The organism is Novosphingobium aromaticivorans DSM 12444, from assembly GCF_000013325.1.
Classification (GTDB): domain Bacteria; phylum Pseudomonadota; class Alphaproteobacteria; order Sphingomonadales; family Sphingomonadaceae; genus Novosphingobium; species Novosphingobium aromaticivorans.
Window position 1 is genome coordinate 1,058,520 of the sequence record NC_007794.1, and the last position, 20,955, is coordinate 1,079,474.

The window sequence follows — 20,955 nt, forward strand, 5'->3', positions numbered from 1 at the left end:
GGTCCGCAACGGTCCGGGCCTTTTGCATGGGAAGGGCGGTTCCCATCTTGACGTTTGCCCACGGGTTTGGCTTGGCAGGAGCATGGCGCGGTCCACACGTTCGAATGACTGGGGTTTTCCCCGCTGGCGCGGCTACGGCAGTGGCCGGGACGCTGCGCCCGTGCGCCTTTGCGACCGCGCAGGGTGCGAGGAGCGAGGCGATTGCCCTGCGCCCAAGTCGCCCAACAATCCGGACCGCTGGTACTTCTGCGAAAAGCACGCCGCCGAATACAACCAGGGCTGGAACTATTTCGAAGGCCTCGACAAGGAAGAGGCAGAGCGCCGCGAGGCCGAAGAGCGCGGCGAGGCGGCCGGTTTCCGTCAGGCGTCATGGGCGGAATGGGGCGGTTCGGGCGACGGTACGCGCAGCCGCGACGAACTGCGCGCGCTGGAAGTTCTCGGCCTTGATCCGGATGCCGATTTCGAGGCGGTGAAGAAGGCCTGGCGGACCAGGGCCAAGGAAGTTCACCCCGACGTCCGCCCCGGCGACAAGGCTGCGGCGGAGCAGTTCCAGAAGCTGCAAGTGTCTTACGAAGTCTTGCGCGCGGCGGAAGAACGCCGCGAATGGAAGGGGTGAGCGTGGCGCAGATCGAGCGCTTCGGACCGGAACAGGCAACCGAGGCGGCGCAGGCATTGGCCCGCGATGGCGTTGTTACCTTCGATCGTCTGTTCGACCCGGGCCTTGTAGCCAGCCTTGGCAGGGAATTGCGGCGCGTCGTTCCCGGCGCCTATGACGAGACCGCCCGCCAACCCGTCGATTATCTCAGCGTCGGCGATCACCGGATCAACGGCCTTGTTCCCATCGGCAAGGGCCTTTCGCGCGCCCTCGACCTGCTTCTTCACCCGACGCTCGAGGCATTCTTTTGCGAGGCGCTGGGCGATGCGTGGGTCTATGAATCGTTTGGCGTGATCAGCTCGTTTCCCGGCGCCACGCTGCAGCATCTCCATTCGGACGACACGTTCCTGTTCGCGGGTAGCGAAAATGACGGGAAGCTCCCTGCCTTTGCGCTGACCATCGCAATCCCTCTCGTTGAAGTGAACGAGGTCAATGGCGGCACGGAGTTCCTGCTTGGAACGCATCGCTGCAAGTCGGGAAAGAGCTACCCCGGCGTTCCGGTCTCCAGCCCGCTTGCCCCCGGTGACTGCATGATCTGGGATTTCATGGTTCGTCATCGCGGGCGCCCCAATGTCAGCAACGCCGCGCGCCCGATGTTCTATATCACCGCCTGCCGCCCGTTCTGGATCGACAGCGCGAACTTTCGGTTCGGCGCGCAGAAGCTGGTGATCCAGCCCGAGCTCGTCTGGTCGCTGCCCCCGGAAAAGCGCAAAAGACTGAAGCGCTTCAAGCCAATGCCTGGCCTGCGCACGGGTCTTGGCGCGATCAGTCGCGTGGTGCGCTGGTATGTCCCAGGACTTGATCGAGGATTGCGGAAACTCTTGCGCCGTCAGGGAAGCCTTCGCTGATCCACTGGTCTTCGACCGCACGCAGCGTTCGCGCAACCTCCGGCCCGGCCGTGACCCCGCGGGCCACGATCTCTCCGCCCTTCAGTGGCAAGGCGGGGGCCTGCCATCCATCAAGTGCGGCAACGGGCCTTCCGGCAATCAGCAGTCGGTCGCGTGCTTCCTCGATCCCGATGCGGTAGGCAAGGGCCCGCGCATCGCCGTCCGCACCGGAAGGCGCCGCGACCGTTGCGAGGCGCTTGCGCTGTGCGGCCGAAAGCCTCAATCGCGCCGCGACCAGTTCCGCCAAATGCCGGTCGGCGGGAAGCAGCGCTGCTAGCCGCCGGATCGCCACCGCATCTGCTCTGGCGGACTGCTCATTGCCGATCAGCGCCTCAAGCGCATCAAGGCCATCTGCGGCAGTCTCCGGCAGCACCTGCGCCAAAACGCCCAGTTCGGCCATGCGGCGCATGGTTGGTGCCGGGTCGGGCAGGCCGAGAAGGTTCATCAGCTCCCAGCCCACGCGTTCGCGGGAAAGCCCCTTCAGGCCCGCAGCCAGTTCCGAAACGGCGCTTTCCGCCTCGGTATCGGCGGGTATCGACCCGAACCGTGCCTGGAAGCGGAAGTAGCGAAGGATGCGCAGGTAGTCTTCGCGGATGCGCTGGCGGGCATCGCCGATGAAGCGCACGCGCCGCGCGGCAAGATCGGCCAGGCCGCCATGGTAGTCGAACACCTCCAGAGTGCGCGGGTCGGCATAGAGCGCGTTGATCGTGAAATCGCGGCGCGCGGCGTCATCGCGCCAGTCGGTCGAAAAGCTCACCGTGGCATGGCGTCCGTCGGTGCTGACATCGCGGCGCAACGTGGTGATCTCCACCGGTCCGCCCGGCAGCACGGCGGTCACCGTGCCGTGGGCGATCCCGGTCGGCACGGATTTGATGCCTGCGGTGGAAAGTCGCGCGGCAGTCTCGTCCGGCGGCAACGTCGTTGCCATGTCGATGTCCTTGGCGGGCAGGCCCAGGATCGTGTCTCGCACGACGCCGCCCACCCAGCGGCAGTTGCCCTGCGAGTCTGGATCGAGCGCAGCTACGAGGGCCGCGAGGTCGTCCCGGGCGGTCCAGTCGGCCTTGGGCAACCGGTCAGTCATCGGCCGCGTCCTTCCAGGCCATGCGCTTCGAAAGGTTGGAGATGATCGCGGCGGTGACGCCCCAGATGCGATGCTCGTTCCACATGATCTCGATGTAGTGGCCTTTTCGGCCATTGTATTCGGCGGGTTTTCGCGCGTGCCGTGCGGGGTCCAGCACAAAGCCGAGCGGCGGCTCGAACCAGTCCGCCACTTCCGCGGGATTGGGCGACAGCGAAAGGTCGGGCGGGACCATGGCGAGCACCGGCGTGATGTCATAGCCGGTGCCGGTGCGGAAGCGGTCGGTCTCGCCGATCACCTTCACGTCCTCGGGGCGGATGCCAAGTTCCTCGTATGCCTCGCGAAGGGCCGCCTCGACCGGGGTCTCGCCAGGATCGAGCTTTCCGCCCGGAAAGGCAGCCTGTCCGGGATGGGCACGCATGTGCGACGGGCGATGGATCAGCAGCACGCCGGGTCCATCGGCATGACCGGCACGGTCGGTCACCGCGATCAGCACGGCAGCGGGACGCAGGCCGTGTTCGGGCAAGGGGCGCCAGTCTTCGTAAAGGTCCTGCGCCGGGGTGCGGTGCCCCTCGACATAGAGCCTGGTCAGGCGATCGTGCAGGCTCACGGCTGCGGTACCAGCCCGAAGCGCTGCCCGAGACTTTCGACGACCAGTTCGTCGCCATGCCCGGCCAGTGCATGTTCGATCAGTTGCACATATGTACTGCGGTTGAGCCGGGCTTCGGTGCCATGGCGGACCGCCAGGTAGAAGGCGGGAAGGTCGGCGGTGCCGCCTACGCGCAAGCGGTGCTCCGGTCCGCAGATGACGATGTCGTCGCTGTTGAGCCGGAAGGTGAGGGCGGGGCGGCCCTCGGGGTCGGTCCTTGCCTGCATGTCCGTGGCGATGAACGCGGCGTCGTCGACTTCGATGGACAGGCGCTGGAACGGCGTGACCAGCCAATGCTGCCCGTTCTCGTCGCGCATCAACAGCGACGAGAAGGCGCGGACCATTGCGGGGCGACGGATTTCCCCGCCCTGGTGGTACCAGCGCCCGTCGGCGGCAATGCGCATTTCGCTGTTGCCGCTTTCCTGCGGCGTCCACTGGCTCAGCGGGGGCAGCTTGCGCGCGGCAACCTGCGCGGCAATCTCGGCCAGGCTCAGCGAGGCAAGTTCGGGGGGCGGAACGTAGGGCACGATCCGCCGATGCCAGATCGGCTCAGCGCCGCCAAGGGCCCAACATGCCCTCTTGCGGCAGAACTGCCGGATTGGCGGTGCGACACAGCAGGCGGCGCTGCTCGAACGGGCCGGGCAGTTTCCACCCGGCGGTATGCGCGTTCGAGAAGCCGAAGAAGCGCTCGTAGTATTCAGGGTCGCCGATCAGGACTTGCGGCAAGGGCGCGCGCGGATCGATCGCGGTAAGGCTGGCGGTCATCAGCGCCTTGCCGAAGCCTTCGCCCTGGAGATGCGGCAGCACGGCGACCGGGCCGACCATTATCATCGGATGCGCGCGTCCTTCTGCGTCGGTCAGCGCGACGGGCCAGCACTGGATCGTGCCGGCCAGCATGTCTTCGTCGTCAAGCGCCGCGAACGAAAGGTTCGGCAGCCACTGCGTCCCTTCGCGCACCTTGTAGGCGGTTCGCTTGTGCCGCTCCGGCTCGAACGCCTGGTCGAGGACGGCCTCGATCAGGGCGGGATCGACATCGGCAAGCGGAATGATCTTGGACAACAGCGGTTTCCTCGGCCGTCCTCGCACGGAATCGCAAAGGACGCGCGCCGATAGCCCCCCGTGTCCCGGGCTGCAAGGTCGTCGCGGCGGCACCTCGCAACCGGGGGCATCGGTGATGCGATAAGTGCAACCGTTCAAACGATAATATCACTTTAGAAAAAGCTCATATATCTGTAGCTTGTGCCCCAGGCGCCACAAGAGACGCCCGATCCCATTGCGGGGAGCAACAATGTTCGCAGGGCTTGATCCACAAGGAACCGCGCTGGTTCTCGCGCGAATGCAGTTCGCCTTCACGGTGAGCTTTCACTTCATCTTTCCGGCCTTTTCCATCGGCCTTGCCAGCTACCTCGCGGTGCTCGAAGCCTTGTGGCTGAAGACGGGCAAGGCGCTCTACCTCGACCTGTTCCGCTACTGGCTGAAGATATTCTCGGTGGCCTTCGCGATGGGCGTGGTTTCGGGTCTCGTCATGTCCTACCAGTTCGGCACCAACTGGTCGGTCTTCTCCGAAAAGGTGGGCGGCGTGATCGGGCCGCTGATGGCCTACGAGGTGCTCACCGCCTTCTTCCTCGAAGCCGGGTTCCTCGGCGTCATGCTGTTCGGCATGAACCGGGTGGGCAAGCGGCTCCACTTCGCCGCCACGCTGATGGTGGCCGTGGGCACTTTCATCTCGGCCTTCTGGATCCTCTCGGTCAATTCCTGGATGCAGACGCCGACTGGCTTCGAGATGGGGCCGAACGGCGAATTCCTGCCGGGGCCGAGCTGGGCCGCGATCGTTTTCAACCCCAGCTTTCCCTACCGCCTCGTCCACACCGTCATCGCCGCCTATCTGACCACCGCCTTCGTCGTCGGAGCGGTCGGCGCGTGGCACCTGCTGCGCGACCGGGCCAACCTCCACGCCCGCAAGATGTTCTCGATGGCCATGTGGATGGCGGCTCTGGTCGCGCCGGTGCAGGTGCTGGTGGGCGACATGCATGGCCTCAACACGCTCGAACACCAGCCCGCGAAGGTCATGGCGATGGAGGGGCACTACCAGTCCCACCCCGATGGCGCTCCGCTCTACCTGTTCGGCATTCCGGACGACGCGGCGCAGAAGCTCGACTACGCGATCGCCATCCCCAAGGCGTCGAGCCTCATCCTCAAGCACGATCCGAACGCGCCGCTAGCCGGCCTCGATACCATCGCGCCGGACCGGCGCCCGCCGGTATGGATCGTGTTCTGGTCCTTCCGCATCATGGTCGGCCTCGGCTTCCTCATGCTCGGCCTTGGCTTGTGGAGCCTGTTCGCCCGCTTCCGGAAGCGCCTCTACGACTGGCCCATGCTCCACCGGATGGCGCTGCTGATGGGGCCGTCGGGTTTCGTCGCGGTCATCGCCGGCTGGGTGACGACCGAGGTCGGCCGCCAGCCCTGGACCGTCTACGGACTCCTCACCACGGCTGAATCCGTCAGTCCCATTGCCGCGCCGGCGGTGGCCACCTCGCTTCTGGCGTTCGTCGTCGTCTACTTCGCGGTCTTCGGCGTCGGCACATGGTATCTCCTGCGCCTGATGCACGAAGTGCCGCACCCGCACGAGCCCGGCCCTGAACTCGAAGAGCGCGCGCCGATCCGTTCTGCCGGCATCACCCCCGCCCAGCAGCAGGAAGGAGCCGCGTGATGATCGACCTTACCGTGATCTGGGCGCTGATCATCGCCTTTGCCGTCCTGATGTACGTCGTGATGGATGGCTTCGACCTTGGCATCGGCATCCTCTTCCCCACATTCGCGCCGGGCCAGGAGCGCGACCAGGCGATGAACGCCATCGCCCCCGTCTGGGACGGCAACGAGACCTGGCTGGTGCTCGGCGGAGGTGGCCTGTTCGCTGCGTTCCCGCTTGCCTACGCGATCATCCTTCCCGCGACCTACCCCCTCATCATCGCCATGCTCCTGGGCCTCGTGTTCCGCGGCGTGGCGTTCGAGTTCCGCTGGCGTGACCCGCGCCACCGGGCGTTCTGGGACATGGCGTTCTTCGCTGGATCGCTCGTGGCCGCGCTGGCCCAAGGCATCACGCTGGGCGCGCTGTTGCAGGGCATCCACGTCGAAGGCCGCGCCTATGCCGGCGGCTGGCTCGACTGGCTCTCGCCCTATTCTCTGCTCACCGGGGTCGGCGTCGTCGCGGGCTATGCCCTGCTCGGGTCGACGTGGCTTGCGGTGAAGGTCGAAGGCAGCGCCGAGGACAAGGCCTACGCCCATGCGCGCCGCGCGGCCTGGGCGACGCTGGCCCTGATGGCCGCCGTCAGCCTCGCGACCCCGTTTCTCGCTGGTCAATACTTCCAGCGCTGGTTCACCCAGCCGATGATCTACTGGCTTGCTCCGGTGCCGCTGGTCACCGGGGCCGTTGCCTTCGCGCTGATGCGCTCGCTCGGTGCGCGGCATACGTGGCGGCCCTTCCTGCTCTCGCTGGCGCTGTTCCTGCTTGGCATGATCGGTCTCGGCGTCTCGATCTGGCCGTGGGTCGTGCCGCAGAGCATCTCGATATGGCAGGCCGCTGCGCCCCATCGCAGCCAGGTGTTCATGCTCGTTGGCGTCCTCGCCATTATGCCGCTGATCCTGGGGTATACCGCGTGGGCCTATTGGGTGTTTCGCGGCAAGGTCGGAACGCATGGCTATCATTGACCCGCGCCTCGATGGGGCGGAGCAGGCGCAGGCCCGCCCCTTGTGGCAGCGCCTTGCGTGGATGGCCGCGATCTGGCTCGGCAGCGTGCTTGCGCTTGGCGTGGTCGCCATGTTGATCCGCTATTGGCTCAGCTCTCCGCAAAGCTGAACGGCTCGGCCCCACGCCGATAGTCGTCGGGTAGGATCTCGCGTCCGATGGGAGGTTCGGCGCGTGCAGTGCACTGGGCGCGGTGGCATAGGCGGCAGGTCACTCCGATCGGCGTTGCCGCAACCGCCCTTGGATCGCCCCCCGCCGCATAGACCAGCCTCGGGGCGTGTTCGGCTGCACAGGCCAGCGCGATGGCCCTCGTCATCCTCGGACGGTCGAAACCGCCGCCGCCAGACGTCACCGTGCGCGCAAGCGAGAAGAAGCGCTGTCCGTCGGGCAGTTCAAGCCATTGCGTGACGATCTGCCCCGGCGTGCGGAAGGTGTCGTGCACGCTCCACAGCGGGCAACCGCCGCCATGCGCCGCGAACGGGAAGCCGGCACCGTCGAGCCGCTTGGACACGTTGCCCGCCGAATCGACCCGTATGAAGAAGAACGGCACTCGCTCCTGCCCCGGGCGGTTGAGCGTCGTCAGCCGGTGCGCCACCTGCTCGAAACTGGTGCCGAACTGGCCGGACAGCGCCTCGATGTCGTACCGCCTCGCATCCACGGCTCGCGCAAACCGGTCATAAGGCATGGCGATGGCCGCTGCGGCATAGCTCGCCAGCGCCCTGCGCACGAGGTTCGCAGCGGTCTGGCTGGCAAAGCTTTCCCCCCGGATCACCGCCGCGATCTCTGAGCGTATCGCGGTGTAGGCGATGTGTTGCAGCAACTGCCAGACGCGGCTGGACAGTGGCAGCGTGTCGTCGATCAGCAGTTGCTCGTTGTGCCGGTCATAGCGCCGCACCGCGTCCATCATCACGTCGGGCGGCAGGAAGCGCACGCGCACGCCCTGCTTGCGGAGCCATTCCTGCGGCCCGCCCGCTTTGTCGATTTCCGACGCCAGTTCCTCTGCCCGCGAATCTATGGTCGGGAAGTAGTTGCGCCGCGCGGCCACGAACCGCCGCGCTTCGCCGATCGGGTCGCTTGCGCTCGTGCCCGGCCCGGCGTTGCGCTGTTCGGCCAACGCCTGCTGTTCGCGCTGCCATGCACCGTAAAGCCGCAACATTGCCTCGGTCACGCCGGGAAAGCTCGCGGCGACGTCGGCCACTTCCAGCGCCGGCAGGTCGATGTCCGAGAAGATCGGATCGCGCAGTGCATCGGAAAGACGCCGCGCATAGTCGTCGCGTTCGTCCGCGGCGAGGTCTGCCATGTCCAGTTTGTAGGCCCGCGCCAGGCGCAGCAGAAGGTCGGCGGTCAGCGGTCGCTGGTTTCGTTCGATCAGCGCGATGTAACTGGGCGAAATCCCCAGCTCCTCCGCCATGGCCTGCTGGGTAAGTCCCAGTTCGCGCCGGATGCGCTTCAGCCGGGGGCCGAGATAGAGCGGTCGGGAAGCCATGGCGGAACTCCGTGTACGGGCTGTACAACTTTACAAGCATAATCTGTAAAGTTTGACAACATGACCGCGCTGCATGTTCCGCAGCCACGATTCGCCAGTTATCCCAAGGCCACACGCAATGCTCACCACGTGAGGGAACTCGGGAAATGACCTACCACAGCAAGATCGTCGAGGCCGGCAAGGCCATCGCGCCTTTCAGCCAGACCTGGGACGGCATCGAGCCCGAGAGCGTGGCCCGCATGCGCCTGCAGAACCGCTTCCACACCGGCCTCGACATCGCGCGCTACACCGCGAAGATCATGCGTGCCGACATGGCTGCTTACGATGCCGACCCGGCGAACTACACCCAGTCGCTCGGCTGCTGGCACGGTTTCATCGGCCAGCAGAAGATGATCTCCATCAAGAAGCACTTCGGCACGACCAAGGGGCGCTACCTCTACCTTTCGGGCTGGATGGTCGCAGCGCTGCGCAGCGAATTCGGTCCGCTGCCCGACCAGTCGATGCACGAGAAGACCAGCGTTCCCGCGCTGATCGAGGAACTCTACACCTTCCTCAAGCAGGCTGACGCCCGCGAACTCGGCATGCTGTTCCGCGATCTCGATGCCGCCAAGGCTGCCGGCGATGCGGTCAACACCCACCGCCTGCTGCACAAGATCGACGAGTTCGAAACGCACGTGGTTCCGATCATCGCAGACATCGACGCAGGTTTTGGCAATGCCGAGGCGACCTACCTGCTCGCCAAGAAGTTCATCGAAGCGGGCGCCTGCTGCATCCAGATCGAGAACCAGGTCTCGGACGAAAAGCAGTGCGGCCACCAGGACGGCAAGGTCACCGTTCCGCACGAGGACTTCCTCGCGAAGATCCGCGCGGTCCGTTACGCCTTCATGGAACTGGGCGTCGATGACGGCGTGATCGTTGCCCGCACCGACTCGCTGGGCGCTGGCCTGACCAAGCAGATCGCCTTTGTGAAGGAGCCGGGTGACATCGGCGACCAGTACAACAGCTTCCTCGATTGCGAGGAAGTCGATGCGGCCAACCTTGGCCATGGCGATGTGCTGATCAGCCGCGACGGCAAGCTGATGCGTCCCAGGCGCCTGCCTTCGAACCTGTACCAGTTCCGTGCCGGGACGGGCGAAGACCGCTGCGTGCTCGATTGCATCACCTCGCTCCAGAACGGCGCGGACCTGCTGTGGATCGAAACCGAAAAGCCGCACATCGGCCAGATCGGCGGCATGGTCGACCGCATCCGCGAAGTGATCCCGAATGCCAAGCTGGTCTACAACAACAGCCCCTCGTTCAACTGGACGCTCAACTTCCGCCAGCAGGTCTTCGATGCCTGGCAAGCCGAAGGCCGCGACACGAGCGCCTACGACCGTGCCAAGCTGATGAGCGTGGACTATGACGGCACCGAACTGGGCGTGGAAGCCGACGAGCGCATCCGCACCTTCCAGCGCGATGCTGCGGCTCAGGCCGGTATCTTCCACCACCTGATCACGCTGCCGACCTACCACACCGCGGCGCTCAGCACGGACAACCTCGCCAAGCGCTACTTCGGCGAAGAGGGCATGCTCGGCTACGTCAAGCAGGTCCAGCGCGAGGAAATCCGCCAGGGCATCGCTTGCGTGAAGCACCAGAACATGGCCGGCTCCGACATCGGCGACGATCACAAGGAATACTTCGCCGGTGAGGCCGCGCTCAAGGCGGGCGGCGCCCACAACACGATGAACCAGTTCGCCGCCTGATAGTCAGGCAGCTAGATAATCCTCGCGGCAATCAGGCCCCGAAGATCCAAGAAGGAGACCCACAATGGCTGAACCAGCACGTGCCCGCGCGGTCCTCTCGACCGAGGACTTCAAGCTGATCCGCGAAGCCGTATTGCACTATCTCAAGGCAATCGAGGACCAGCCGGAATCGGTGAAGTTCTCGAACCTCTACCATCGTCTGGGCAGCGCGCTGGGTCGCTGACCCGCACTGCCCGAAAGGGACCTTTCCTGGGGAGGAAAGTCCGGCCCGTCGCGTCCCTGGCGCGGCGGGCCAATTCGTTTGAGCCCTTCCGCTGCGATTCGCGGCTTACGATTTGGGTAATGAATTGCCTGTATTTCTGCTGACGTGAAGAATCCGTCTGCTCCCGTCGCCGAAGCTTTGTCGGCCAAGTTGCCGATAATGGCTGTCATTGGCCTTCGAGATCCCGTCGAGGGTGATTGGGGCCGGTTGCGCGGCCTGCAGTATTCCAGCCTCGCCCGCCTGACCTTCGCGCGGCTCATGGCGCATGCGGTCGCCGCGCTGCTCGTGTTGCAGACCTTTGGCGGACGGGTTCATCCCGCGCTTCTCGTCGGCTGGATGGCGCTGCTGGTCAGCGTGCTTATCTCGGGCGCGCGGTTCGACCGCAGTCTAGTCGATGCCGACCGGCGGCGCGTCAGCAGGCAGGAGATGCATCGCCAGACGATCAGCTCGCTCTTCGTCGCACTCGCCTGGGCGTTGCCCATGCTGGTATTCGGTCCGTTTGGCGATGCTGCCGGCCGCATGACCTTGTGGACGGTGCTTGCCATGCTGATGACTGGCATGGCCGTCACGTTCGCGGCGATGCCGATGGCGACCGTGCTCTTTTCCGGCGTGGTCGGCGTCTCGGCGGTCGCGGCATTCCTGTTCGAGGGCGAATACACCGCAGCGGCCGTGTCGACCGTCTTCGTGGTGATCGTCAGCGTCGGCGCGGTCGAGGTCGCGCGGACCTTCCTCGGTGCGCGCGTGGCCGAAGCGGGGATGGCGGAAAAGAGCGAGGTTGTGTCGCTCCTGCTGCGCGAGTTCGAGGAAGGCGATGCCGACTGGCTGTGGCAGGTCGATGCCAACCGCCGCATCCGTTCGGTCAGTCCGCGCTTCGCCTTCGCGCTTGGCGCCGATCCCGAGGATCTTGAAGGCAAGCCGCTGATCCAGGTCATCGCCGGCCCGGCCTGGGAAGATGGACACTTCCATTCCAGTCTCCACGATCTTGCCGAGCGGCTGAAGCGGCGCGAGAGCTTTTCCAATCTGCTCGTCCGGGCGACACTTCACGGCAGCCACCGCTGGTGGGAACTCTCGGCGTCGCCCAAGGTCGACGACAACGGGACGTTCGTGGGCTTCCGCGGCGTAGGTTCCGACGTGACCGAGCAGCGCGAAAGCGCCGAAAAGATCGCCTATCTCGCCCGCTATGACACGCTCACCGGGCTGCCCAACCGCCTGATGCTTACCGAGGCGCTTGGCGATGCGATGGGCTATTCCGAGAAGTGGCGGTCGAACTGCGCCTTCCTGATGATCGACCTCGATCGCTTCAAGGCGGTCAACGATACGCTGGGTCACCTGGTGGGCGACCAGCTCCTCGCCATGGTCTCGGACCGCATGACGCGCATCATCAAGGATGGCGAAGTCTGCGGTCGTCTGGGGGGTGATGAGTTCGCCGTGGTCGTGCGCGACGTTGCGGACAGCCAGCGCATCGCCGAGCTTGCAGATGCGATCATCGCCACCCTGTCGCAGCCCTACGAAGTCGATCACCACATGCTCTATGTCGGCGCCAGCGTCGGCTCGGCGATCGGCCCGCGCGATGGCGCTACGGTCGAGACCCTGCTACGCAACGCCGACCTCGCGCTCTATCGGGCCAAGGACGAGGGCGGGGGGAGCCACTGCACGTACGAACCCGCACTCCACGCCCACGCCGAGGAGCGCCGCAAGCTCGAGTTCTCGCTGCGCCACGCTCTCGAACGCAGCGAATTCGGTCTGGTGTTCCAGCCTGTCGTCGATGCGACAAGCGAAGCCGTGGTAAGTTTCGAGGCGCTGCTGCGCTGGAACAGCGAGGAGCACGGCTCCGTCAGCCCGGCGAAGTTCATTCCGCTGGCCGAGGACACCCGCCTGATCGTGCCGATCGGCGAATGGGTGCTGCGCATGGCTTGCCAGGAGGCGATGAACTGGCCGCCGCACGTCAAGATCGCGGTCAACGTATCGGGCGAGCAGTTGCTCGATCCCTACTTTGCCGAAACCGTCGTAGGTGCGCTGGCGGCAAGTGGGTTGCCCCCGCACCGGCTCGAGATCGAGGTGACCGAGAGCATCTTCGTGCGCGATGCCACGGTCGCGCAGATGACCCTCGAGAACCTCATGGGCATCGGGTGCGGCGTCGCGCTTGACGATTTCGGCACCGGATACTCGTCGCTCGGCTACCTGCGAAAGATGCGCTTCTCGACCATCAAGGTCGACCGCAGCTTTGTTCAGGGGGCCGCCAAGGACAACCCCGAGAGCCTTGCGATCGTGCGCGCTGTTGTGGCGATGGCCGACAGCCTCGACATGTCGACCACAGCCGAGGGCGTCGAGACCGAGGCCGAGCTGGAAACGATCCGCCGCCTCGGCTGCAAGAAGATCCAGGGCTACTACTTCGGTCGCCCGATGAGCGCGGCGGATGCGCGCGGCCTGTTCAGCCAGACCCGCATCCTCGAGCGGAAGGCGGGTTAGGCCTCTACCAGGCCCCGCACGACGCTTTCGAACAGCGCGCGCCCGTCGCTGCCGCCGTGCGCGGCTTCGATCATGCGTTCCGGGTGCGGCATCATGCCCAGCACGTTGCCACGGTCGTTGAGGACGCCGGCGATGTTGCGGGCCGAACCGTTGACCTCTTCGGCATAGCGGAACGCGACGCGGCCTTCGCCTTCGATACGGTCGAGCGTCGCGTCATCGGCGAAGTAGTTGCCGTCGTGGTGCGCGACGGGGATCGTGATCTGCTGGCCCGCGTCGTAGCCGGCGGTGAACAGCGACTGGTTGTTCTCGACCGTCAGCTTCACGTCGCGGCAGACAAAGCGGATGCCCGCGTTGCGCATCAGCGCGCCGGGAAGAAGCCCGGCTTCGGTCAGCACCTGGAAGCCGTTGCAGACGCCGAGCACCGTCACCCCGCGCTCGGCCGCGCGGACGACGGCCTGCATGACCGGCGAACGGGCCGCCATTGCGCCGGAGCGCAGGTAGTCGCCATAGGAGAACCCGCCGGGCAGTGCGATGAAATCAAGGCCTTCGGGCAGGTCGGCATCGCCGTGCCAGACGCGGTGGACCGTGCCGCCGCAGACCTGTTCGATCGCCACCGCCATGTCGCGATCGCAGTTGGAGCCCGGGAAGGTGATGACGGCGGAAGTGAAGGCCATGGGGAAGTTCCTTTTCAGGCCGCCTTTTCGATGCGGTAGTTCTCGATCACCATGTTGGCGAGGAGCTTGCGGCACATCTCGTCGAGCGCTTCGTCCGAAGTGGTGTCGGCCACGTCGAGTTCAATGACCCGGCCGGCGCGCACGTCGTTCACGCCCGAAAAGCCGAGTCCCTCGAGCGCGTGATGGATGGCGCGACCCTGCGGATCGAGCACGCCGTTCTTGAGGGTGACAATGACGCGGACCTTCATCGCGGGGCCTTTCGGACGCTTGGAGTGGAGATTCCCGGGATGGGAGATTCTTGCCGGCGCCTATGCAACCGCGAGCCGAGAAGAGCAAGGTTTGTGTGCCGCGTCGCCGACAGGTTGACGGGGTTTACACTGTCCAGGGAAACTTTCGCGAGCCCGGTTTCCGGACTGCCGCAACTGGCCGACGAGAGATCGGGAATGGCGCTGCGCAATGCCATGGGTCCGGGCCTAGCGCCTTTTGCGTAAGTAGGAAAACGGTTCGGCATCAGCGCGCTGTTCACGTATCCCGTCATATCAAAGGCAGGTCATCGTTCTTGCGGCGGCTGCCGGACGGGCGAGCGTTCCATGCCCCACGTAACGCCCCGACGTAGCCGCCGCGCCTTTTTTGCCTTTTAAATAACTGACGCGTCAGTTATGAATGGTGAATGCCGAGAGCCACGCCCAGCGATCGCCGTGAACGCATTCTCGATTCCGCGCGTGAGGAGTTTGCCGAGCGCGGTTTCGCCGCCGCGCGGATGGAGGACATCGCAAGGCGCGTGGGCATAAGCCGCGCCGCGCTGTACCTTGCGTTCGACAGCAAGGAGGCGATGTTCCGCGCGCTCGTTTCCGAAGTCATCACCGAGATGATGCCGACACTGCTGCCGAGCGACTATGGCAGCCTGCCCGCGCCCGCGCTGCTGCGTGCCTTCGTCAAGAACGCGATGAAGCGGATCGCCAGTCCCGACATGGCGTTCCTGCCGCGGCTGATCGTGGGCGAGGGACGCAACTTTCCAGAACTGGCACGGTTCTATCACGAGACTGCACTGATCTGCGTGCTGGGCGCGGTAGAGCGCCTGATCATCCACGGCATCGACCGGGGCGAGTTCGCCTGTGCCGACCCGAAGATGGCGGCCCGCAGCGTCGCGGGCGGAATCATCTTCGCCGCGCTGTGGCGCAATGTCTTCGAGCCGGTCGGTGCCGAGCCGCTGGACGTCGAATGGATGGCGGAAAATCACGCAGGGCTTATCCTGGCCGGCCTGCGCAGGGGAGACGTGGCATGAAGACGCCGCCGAAGCCGTTGATCGCACTGGGTGCACTCGCGCTCGCCGCGACGGGATACATGGTGTTTTCCCCATCGGCCGAGGCGGACCGCTGGTTGGGCTATGTCGAAGGCGAGCCGCTGATGATCGCGGCGCCGGTTGCGGGGACGCTTGCGGCCCGTCCTGCCATGCGCGGGCAGGAGGTGCTGCCCGGAGCCCCGCTGTTCACGCTTGACCCGACAACGACCGATGCCCAGAGCGCGCAATTGGCGGCCGAGGTCGCCGCTGCGAGGGCCCAGGCCGCCGACCTTGCGCAAGGGCGCAATCGTGCGCCCGAACAGGCAGCGGCAAGCGCGGCCCTGGCATCGGCGCGCGCCCAGGCGGTGCGGGCCGGAGCGGATTTCGAGAGGATTTCGGCCCTGGCGGGGAAAGGCTTTGCCAGCCGCACCCAGCTTGATGCCGCGCGCGCGGCGCGCGATTCGGCCAATGCGGCGGCCAGGCAGGCGGAAGCGGTGCTTGCCAGCGGTGGACTTTCGGCAGGGCGTCCTGAACAGCAGGCCGCCGCGCAGGCGGGCGTTGGCGCGGCCGAGGCAGCCTTGCGCGCACAGACCCGCCGGCGACAGGAAATCGCGCCCGTTGCGACGGTGAAGGGCGTTGTAGAGCAAACCTTCTACGATCCGGGCGAGTGGGTGCTGGCGAACCAGCCAGTGCTTGCGGTGCTGCCCGACGACCAGCGCAAGCTGCGGTTCTTCGTGCCGCAAGGTCGCGTGGCGGCGCTCAAGGTGGGAGCCACGGTGCGCTTTACCTGCGACGGGTGCGGAGAGGGCGAGCGGACGGCGAAGGTCAGTTACATTTCGCCGCGTGCCGAGTTCACGCCGCCGGTGATCTATTCCGAGCGGGCGCGGGCCAAGCTGGTGTTCATGGTGGAAGCGGCCTTGCCGGCGGGGCAGCCCCTGCCGTTGGGTCTGCCGGTTGCGGTGGTGGCGGAGTGAGCAGCGGCGAGGCATCGGCGGTACCTTCCGAAGCGTCGGGCGGTCCCCGACTGCGGGCCGAGCCGGATCTGGTCATCGATGTGCGCGGGCTGACCAAACGGTTCGGCGGACGGACAGTGGTCGACGAGGTGAGCTTGCAGGTGGCGCGCGGGTCGATCTGCGGGTTCCTCGGGCCGAACGGGTCGGGCAAGACGACGACGCTGCGGATGATCTGCGGGCTGCTGATCCCCGATGCGGGCGAGGGCGAAGTGCTGGGGCTGGACCTGAGGCGCCAGCGGGGGGCGATCAAGGGACGGGTCGGGTACATGACCCAGAAGTTCGGGCTGTTTTCCGATCTGACGATTGCCGAGAACCTCGAGTTCTTCGCGCGGGTGCACGGGCTGGACCGGCGCCGGGAGCGGGTGGCCGAAGCCTTGGAAGGGTTGGGTCTCGCCACACGTTCGGATCAGCTGGCAGGCAAGCTTTCGGGCGGGTGGAAGCAGCGACTGGCGCTGGCGGCGGCGGTGCTGCACGAGCCGGAAATCCTGCTGCTCGACGAACCGACGGCGGGCGTCGACCCGCAGGCGCGACGCGAGTTCTGGGACCAGATCCACGATCTTGCCCAGGGCGGGATGACGGTGCTGGTGTCGACCCATTACATGGACGAGGCCGAGCGCTGCCACGAGATTGCCTATATCGCCTATGGCCGCATGCTGGCGCGCGGGACGATCGGCGAGGTCGTTGCCGGGTCCGGGCTCAAGGCGCTGATGGGCGAAGGTCCGGGGGCGGACAGGCTTGCCTCGCGGATCGAGGGCCGTCCCGGCGTTGCCATGGCGGCCCCGTTCGGCACCGCGATCCACGTCTGCGGGCCCGATATCGCGGCGCTGCGTGCGGCGGTGGCGGAGTTCGACACGGTGGCATGGCATGAGGCCCGGCCGAGCCTGGAGGACGTGTTCATCCACCTGATGCGCGGGGCCGAGGACAATTCGGTGGTGGCGGCATGAAGTGGCGGGCCGCTCTCGCGCGGATCGCCGCTATGGTGTTCAAGGAAGTGCGCCAGATGGTGCGCGACCCCGGCACGATCGGCATGATGCTGATGATGCCGATCGTGCAGCTCACGATCTTCGGCTTTGCGATAAACAACGATCCCCGCCGCCTCCCAATGGCACTTGAGATCGGCGACAGCTCGCAGTTCGCGCGGAGCATCGACGCCGCGCTTCGCAACACCACCTACTTCCGCGTGACGCACGTGGTGAGCGAGCCGGGCGAGGGCGAGCGGTTGCTGAAGGACGGGGCGGTGCAGTTCCTCGTGACCGTGCCTGCCGACTTCGGCCGCGACCTGGTGCGCGGCGACCGGCCACAACTGCTGGTGACGGCGGACGCGACGGACCCGGCCTCGACCGGAAATGCCATCGGCGCGATCCAGCAGGCGGTCGATGGAGCGCTGGCGCAGGACCTGATCGGGCCGCTGGCCTTGCGCGGGCAGGCCATCGGGCCGGGCGCCTCACCAGTCGATCTGGTGATCCATCGCAGCTACAATCCCGAAGGCATCACCAGCCACAATACCGTGCCCGGCCTGCTGGCCATCGTGCTGTCGATGACGATGGTCATGCTGACGGCGCTTTCGGTGACGCGCGAGGTGGAGCAGGGCACGATGGAAAACCTGCTGGCGACGCCGCTGCGCCCGTTCGAGGTGATGGTGGGCAAGATCGTGCCCTATCTCGTGATCGGCGTGGTGCAGATGGCGGTGATCCTGCTGGCGGCGCAGGTGGTGTTCGATGTGCCGTTCGAAGGATCGGTGACACTGACGCTGGGATCGACGCTGCTGTTCATGGTCACCAGCCTCGCGCTCGGCTTCATGCTCTCGACAATTGCCGCCAGCCAGCTCCAGGCGATGCAGATGAGCTTCTTCTACATGCTGCCGTCGATCCTGCTGTCGGGCTTTGCCTTTCCGTTCAGGGGAATGCCGGTTTGGGCGCAGTGGCTGGCCGAACTCCTGCCGACCACCCACTACATCAGGCTGGTGCGCGGCATCATGCTAAAGGGCTGGACGCTGGGCGACGCCGCGTGGGAACTGGGCGTGCTGGCGGTGATGCTCGGCGTGCTGGGGACGGTGGCGGTGCGGCGGTACCAGGACACGGTGGCCTAGGTTCTGCCCCCCAGGGCCGCGGCGTCACTTTTCCGGCGCGGGCGCGCCGTCGGGCAGGACAAGTACCTGCACCGCCTTGTCCGGCGAGAGGTAGCGGCGGGCAAGGGCCTGGAGGTCTACCGCCGTCAGCCGTTCCAGCCGTGCGCGGGCGGACCTTGCGCGGGCGAGGCGTTCGGGTTCGGTCTGGGCGCGTTCGGCAAGGGCCATCCATCCCCCGTTGGTCTTGAGCGCGTTGTCGATGCGTTCGAGCATGGGTGCGCGGGCACGCTGGAGCACGTCCGCATCGACCGGTGCGGCGGCCAGCGCGCGGACCGTCTGGTCGAGCGCGGTGCGGGTGGCTGCAACGTCCGCCAGATCGACGGAAGCCGCGAGGACGAACGTTCCATAGCCCGGCCAGACGTGGCTGAGGCTGCTGGCAGCGCCGGGCGAATAGGCCTTGCCGAGCTTTTCCCGGATCGTGTCGAGCACTTCGACTTCTGCCACTTCCTTGAGCAGGGAGAGCGCCATGGCTTCTTCCGGATCGCGATCGTCGCGGGTGGGCCAGACATAGCGGACGAGCGCCTGGTTGGCCTCGCCGGTGTGGCGCACGATGACCGGGCCGCGCTTGCTCGTGAAGCCGCGCATGCGTTCGGCGCTGTAGGCGCGGAAGTCTGCCTCGCGCGGGGGAAGGGCGCCGAAGGTGCGGGCAACGGCGTCTATCGCGGCTGCCTCGTCGATGTCGCCGACGATGGCGACCTCTATCGCGCCGTGGGTGAGCCGGTCCGCGATGGCTTCCCGCAGCTTTGCATATGTCAGCGCGGTGTAGGCGCTTTCGGGCTGGAGCGTGAAGCGCGGGTCGTTGTCGGAAAGGATGCCGCCGATTGCATTGGACAGCGCCGCACCCGGGGAAGAGCGCAAGCGGGCGAAGAAGTTGGCGATGTTCTGGCGATAGAGGACCTCGCCTTCCGGGCGGTAGCCGGGGTCGGTGAGAAGCGCGGCCCAGAGCTGGAGCTGGAGCTGGAGGTCGCGCGGGGTCGTTACCGCGTCGCTGCCGAAGGTGTCGCCGCCAGGGCCGAGGCCCATGACTACCGAACGTCCGGCCAGCAGCGTCTGGAGGTCGTCCTCGCTGTGCTTGCCGAGGCCGCCGCGCGCGAGAACGCCGGTCATCTCGGTGGCGAGGGGTTGGGCGGGGGTATCGAGCATTTCGCCGCCGTCGAGATTGAGGCGGACCTCGACCCGGTCCCGCGCGAGGTCGGTACGCTTGAGGTTGAGGCGGACATTGTTGGCGAAGCGGATCTGGCGGATGGCGTAGAGCGGTTCGACCGTGTCTGAGACGACCGCGCCGGCGGGACCGAAATCGTTATAGGCAAAGGCCGTCGGTGCGGGGATTTCGCCAGCGGCTGCCCTGGCGCGGGTGGCCTTGTCCCAGGTCTTGCGCAGCGCTTCGGCCCCGCCCTTGGGCGCGGTTCGGCCCTGGAAGCGGATCAGCGGGGCCTTGAGGGGAACCGCTTCTTCCTTGAGCGCGGCCATTACCGTTTGCGGGGTGATCGTGGCGGCGAAGCGGTTGAAGCGGTCGAGTCCGGACTGCGGGGTCGTGGGCACCTGCTCGTCGCGCACGAGGGCGAGGGCGGCGTTGACCAGCGTGCCGTGCGGGCGCGTATCGGCGCCTGCGGCCGCATTCTCCAGCCCGGTGCGGATGTTGGCGACCTGCTCGTCGATCTCGACCTGGGTGAAGCCCGTGGCAAGCGCCCGGGCATAGGCGGCGGCGGCGGCGGCGAAACCGCGCTGCCATCCGCCGTCGACGGTGTCGACGATGAGATTGGTGGTGCGGCCGATCCTGAACACCTCGCTCGTTCCCAGCCCCGCGCCGCGGAACGGCGGGTCGATCGTCCGGCTCATGCGCTGGAAGCGGCGGTTGACCACGCCGTAGCCGATCTGGCGCAGGAGATTGCGGCGGCGGTTGGCGATCGTGTCGGGCTCGTCCAGCCAAGGCCCGTGGCGCGAGGCGGTGACGCGTTCGGAGAGCGATGGATCGAGGTGGATGTCGACCGCGCCCTTCTGCTTCGTAAGAACCTTGCCCTGGTCGGGGCGCGGGGTTTCGGCCTGGGGCTGCCAGTCGGCGAAGCGGGTGCGGATCGCCTGCTCCACAACGTCGGGATCGAAGTCTCCGACGATGACGAGCGTGGTTTTCGAGGGCACGTATTCGCGTGACCAGAAGGCCCTGAGCGTATCCGCCGTCGCGGCGTTGAGGGCCTCGACAGTGCCGATGGGCAAGCGCCGGGGGTAGGTGGCGGCGGGATAGAAGAAGGCGAGCTGGTCTTCGAGATTGGTGCGCTGCCAGCCCTGTCCGTCGCGCAGTTCGGACAGGACCACGCCGCGTTCGCGGGTGACTGCTTCGGGGTCGAATGTCAGTTCGCTTGCCGTCTCGCGCATGAGCATGAGCGCGGTGTCGAGAAGCTTCGCGTCGTTCCTCGGCAGGTCCAGCATGTAGAGCGTCTGCTCGAACGAGGTCTGCGCGTTGGTATCCGCCCCGAAGGAAAGGCCGTTGCGTTCCAGCAGTTTGACCATCTCGCCTTCGGGCACGCGGGTGGAGCCGTTGAAGGCCATGTGTTCGACGAAATGGGCAAAGCCGCGCTCGCTCTCGCGCTCGTCGAGCGAGCCGGTGGCGACATCCATGCGCACTTGCGCGGTCCCTGCGGGCGTGGCGTTCTTGCGGATGATGAAGCGCATGCCGTTGGGCAGCTGGCCGTAGCGAAAGGCGGGATCGGGCGGCAAGTCGCTGCGCTGGAAGGCCCAGGTTTCTTTGGGTGCGCTCGCGAGTTGCGCGGGCTGCGCGGCGCAGGCGGCGAGGGACAGGGCAGCGGCGAGGGGAAGCAGGCGGCGCAGGATCATTGAGCCGAGATGTGCCCGCTTGGGCCTGAACGCGCAATGAGGAGTTGGCTGTC

General features: G+C 66.4%; 20 protein-coding genes. 12 read left to right on the forward strand and 8 right to left on the reverse strand.

The features are described 5' to 3' along the window. The first annotated feature begins 82 nt into the window (after positions 1-82). The gene (locus SARO_RS05090) at positions 83-616 is read left to right on the forward strand and encodes a J domain-containing protein (RefSeq protein ID WP_011444678.1); all 534 of its coding nucleotides are present in this window, start codon (positions 83-85) and stop codon (positions 614-616) included. Continuing rightward, a complete protein-coding gene (locus SARO_RS05095) occupies positions 604-1,503 on the forward strand; it encodes a phytanoyl-CoA dioxygenase family protein (protein WP_041550166.1) in 900 nt (299 codons plus the stop codon). Before SARO_RS05090 ends, SARO_RS05095 begins: the two co-directional genes overlap by 13 nt. On the opposite strand, the gene SARO_RS05100 is transcribed toward SARO_RS05095, so the two are convergent. Genes SARO_RS05100 through SARO_RS05115 form a run of 4 tightly spaced genes read right to left on the reverse strand, consistent with a single transcriptional unit; the run spans position 1,421 to position 4,328 of the window. Then, positions 1,421-2,623, reverse strand: a complete 1,203-nt coding sequence (locus SARO_RS05100) for a CCA tRNA nucleotidyltransferase (RefSeq protein ID WP_011444680.1) — start codon at positions 2,621-2,623, stop codon at positions 1,421-1,423. The genes SARO_RS05095 and SARO_RS05100 overlap by 83 nt on opposite strands. Next, a complete protein-coding gene (locus SARO_RS05105) occupies positions 2,616-3,230 on the reverse strand; it encodes an NUDIX hydrolase (RefSeq protein WP_011444681.1) in 615 nt (204 codons plus the stop codon). Before SARO_RS05105 ends, SARO_RS05100 begins: the two co-directional genes overlap by 8 nt. Further along, on the reverse strand, positions 3,227-3,796 hold the full coding sequence (locus tag SARO_RS05110; protein ID WP_011444682.1) for a DUF1285 domain-containing protein: 570 nt from the start codon (positions 3,794-3,796) through the stop codon (positions 3,227-3,229). Before SARO_RS05110 ends, SARO_RS05105 begins: the two co-directional genes overlap by 4 nt. Positions 3,797-3,818: 22 nt before the next feature. Further along, positions 3,819-4,328, reverse strand: coding sequence for a GNAT family N-acetyltransferase (locus SARO_RS05115; RefSeq protein WP_041550168.1), 510 nt, complete (start codon positions 4,326-4,328; stop codon positions 3,819-3,821). A 229-nt stretch (positions 4,329-4,557) separates the two neighbouring features. Here SARO_RS05115 and SARO_RS05120 point away from each other — a divergent pair, with 229 nt between their 5' ends. Genes SARO_RS05120 through SARO_RS20575 form a run of 3 tightly spaced genes read left to right on the forward strand, consistent with a single transcriptional unit; the run spans position 4,558 to position 7,125 of the window. Beyond that, on the forward strand, positions 4,558-5,979 hold the full coding sequence (locus SARO_RS05120; protein ID WP_011444684.1) for a cytochrome ubiquinol oxidase subunit I: 1,422 nt from the start codon (positions 4,558-4,560) through the stop codon (positions 5,977-5,979). After that, complete coding sequence (gene cydB / locus SARO_RS05125) at positions 5,979-6,977, forward strand: cytochrome d ubiquinol oxidase subunit II (protein WP_011444685.1); 999 nt, start codon at positions 5,979-5,981, stop codon at positions 6,975-6,977. The genes SARO_RS05120 and cydB overlap by 1 nt, the downstream gene beginning before the upstream one ends. Further along, positions 6,964-7,125 carry a DUF2474 domain-containing protein gene (locus SARO_RS20575; RefSeq protein ID WP_011444686.1) on the forward strand — a complete coding sequence of 54 codons (162 nt, stop codon included), beginning with the start codon at positions 6,964-6,966 and terminating at the stop codon, positions 7,123-7,125. The genes cydB and SARO_RS20575 overlap by 14 nt, the downstream gene beginning before the upstream one ends. Here the strand turns inward: SARO_RS20575 and SARO_RS05130 are convergent. Further along, positions 7,106-8,500, reverse strand: a complete 1,395-nt coding sequence (locus SARO_RS05130) for a helix-turn-helix domain-containing protein (RefSeq protein WP_011444687.1) — start codon at positions 8,498-8,500, stop codon at positions 7,106-7,108. The two genes, SARO_RS20575 and SARO_RS05130, sit on opposite strands and share 20 nt — an antisense overlap. Before the next feature lie 146 nt (positions 8,501-8,646). Here SARO_RS05130 and SARO_RS05135 point away from each other — a divergent pair, with 146 nt between their 5' ends. From SARO_RS05135 to SARO_RS05140, 3 genes are all read left to right on the forward strand, one after another. Then, positions 8,647-10,242 carry an isocitrate lyase gene (locus SARO_RS05135; protein WP_011444688.1) on the forward strand — a complete coding sequence of 532 codons (1,596 nt, stop codon included), beginning with the start codon at positions 8,647-8,649 and terminating at the stop codon, positions 10,240-10,242. Positions 10,243-10,306: 64 nt separating this feature from the next. Next, complete coding sequence (locus tag SARO_RS21310; RefSeq protein WP_011444689.1) at positions 10,307-10,465, forward strand: hypothetical protein; 159 nt, start codon at positions 10,307-10,309, stop codon at positions 10,463-10,465. Between the two features lie 198 nt (positions 10,466-10,663). After that, complete coding sequence (locus SARO_RS05140) at positions 10,664-12,973, forward strand: putative bifunctional diguanylate cyclase/phosphodiesterase (protein WP_011444690.1); 2,310 nt, start codon at positions 10,664-10,666, stop codon at positions 12,971-12,973. On the opposite strand, the gene purQ is transcribed toward SARO_RS05140, so the two are convergent. Together purQ and purS are read right to left on the reverse strand one after the other, a co-directional pair. Then, on the reverse strand, positions 12,970-13,647 hold the full coding sequence (purQ, locus tag SARO_RS05145; RefSeq protein WP_011444691.1) for a phosphoribosylformylglycinamidine synthase subunit PurQ: 678 nt from the start codon (positions 13,645-13,647) through the stop codon (positions 12,970-12,972). The genes SARO_RS05140 and purQ overlap by 4 nt on opposite strands. 14 nt (positions 13,648-13,661) lie before the next feature. Then, a complete protein-coding gene (purS, locus tag SARO_RS05150; RefSeq protein ID WP_011444692.1) occupies positions 13,662-13,895 on the reverse strand; it encodes a phosphoribosylformylglycinamidine synthase subunit PurS in 234 nt (77 codons plus the stop codon). Positions 13,896-14,317: 422 nt separating this feature from the next. Here purS and SARO_RS05155 point away from each other — a divergent pair, with 422 nt between their 5' ends. From SARO_RS05155 to SARO_RS05170, 4 genes are read left to right on the forward strand one after another with little or no spacing between them, the layout of a single operon-like run. Beyond that, positions 14,318-14,932 carry a TetR/AcrR family transcriptional regulator gene (locus SARO_RS05155; RefSeq protein ID WP_011444693.1) on the forward strand — a complete coding sequence of 205 codons (615 nt, stop codon included), beginning with the start codon at positions 14,318-14,320 and terminating at the stop codon, positions 14,930-14,932. Next, complete coding sequence (locus SARO_RS05160; protein WP_011444694.1) at positions 14,929-15,903, forward strand: HlyD family secretion protein; 975 nt, start codon at positions 14,929-14,931, stop codon at positions 15,901-15,903. Before SARO_RS05155 ends, SARO_RS05160 begins: the two co-directional genes overlap by 4 nt. Then, a complete protein-coding gene (locus SARO_RS05165) occupies positions 15,900-16,886 on the forward strand; it encodes an ABC transporter ATP-binding protein (protein WP_011444695.1) in 987 nt (328 codons plus the stop codon). The genes SARO_RS05160 and SARO_RS05165 overlap by 4 nt, the downstream gene beginning before the upstream one ends. Then, positions 16,883-18,031, forward strand: a complete 1,149-nt coding sequence (locus SARO_RS05170) for an ABC transporter permease (protein ID WP_011444696.1) — start codon at positions 16,883-16,885, stop codon at positions 18,029-18,031. The genes SARO_RS05165 and SARO_RS05170 overlap by 4 nt, the downstream gene beginning before the upstream one ends. A 24-nt stretch (positions 18,032-18,055) precedes the next feature. Here the strand turns inward: SARO_RS05170 and SARO_RS05175 are convergent, their stop codons facing one another. Then, positions 18,056-20,902 (reverse strand): M16 family metallopeptidase, encoded by a 2,847-nt coding sequence (locus SARO_RS05175; protein WP_011444697.1) that lies wholly within the window; start codon positions 20,900-20,902, stop codon positions 18,056-18,058. Positions 20,903-20,955 lie beyond the last annotated feature (53 nt).

Coding starts and splice junctions, on each gene's coding strand:
- SARO_RS05155 (WP_011444693.1), top strand. CDS start 14,318: ATGCCGAGAGCCACGCCCAGCGATCGCCGTGAACGCATTCTCGATTCC.
- SARO_RS20575 (WP_011444686.1), top strand. CDS start 6,964: ATGGCTATCATTGACCCGCGCCTCGATGGGGCGGAGCAGGCGCAGGCC.
- SARO_RS05160 (WP_011444694.1), top strand. CDS start 14,929: ATGAAGACGCCGCCGAAGCCGTTGATCGCACTGGGTGCACTCGCGCTC.
- SARO_RS05090 (WP_011444678.1), top strand. CDS start 83: ATGGCGCGGTCCACACGTTCGAATGACTGGGGTTTTCCCCGCTGGCGC.
- purQ (WP_011444691.1), bottom strand. CDS start 13,647: ATGGCCTTCACTTCCGCCGTCATCACCTTCCCGGGCTCCAACTGCGAT.
- SARO_RS21310 (WP_011444689.1), top strand. CDS start 10,307: ATGGCTGAACCAGCACGTGCCCGCGCGGTCCTCTCGACCGAGGACTTC.
- SARO_RS05170 (WP_011444696.1), top strand. CDS start 16,883: ATGAAGTGGCGGGCCGCTCTCGCGCGGATCGCCGCTATGGTGTTCAAG.
- SARO_RS05135 (WP_011444688.1), top strand. CDS start 8,647: ATGACCTACCACAGCAAGATCGTCGAGGCCGGCAAGGCCATCGCGCCT.
- SARO_RS05130 (WP_011444687.1), bottom strand. CDS start 8,500: ATGGCTTCCCGACCGCTCTATCTCGGCCCCCGGCTGAAGCGCATCCGG.
- SARO_RS05175 (WP_011444697.1), bottom strand. CDS start 20,902: ATGATCCTGCGCCGCCTGCTTCCCCTCGCCGCTGCCCTGTCCCTCGCC.
- purS (WP_011444692.1), bottom strand. CDS start 13,895: ATGAAGGTCCGCGTCATTGTCACCCTCAAGAACGGCGTGCTCGATCCG.
- SARO_RS05120 (WP_011444684.1), top strand. CDS start 4,558: ATGTTCGCAGGGCTTGATCCACAAGGAACCGCGCTGGTTCTCGCGCGA.
- SARO_RS05100 (WP_011444680.1), bottom strand. CDS start 2,623: ATGACTGACCGGTTGCCCAAGGCCGACTGGACCGCCCGGGACGACCTC.
- SARO_RS05140 (WP_011444690.1), top strand. CDS start 10,664: ATGGCTGTCATTGGCCTTCGAGATCCCGTCGAGGGTGATTGGGGCCGG.
- cydB (WP_011444685.1), top strand. CDS start 5,979: ATGATCGACCTTACCGTGATCTGGGCGCTGATCATCGCCTTTGCCGTC.
- SARO_RS05095 (WP_041550166.1), top strand. CDS start 604: ATGGAAGGGGTGAGCGTGGCGCAGATCGAGCGCTTCGGACCGGAACAG.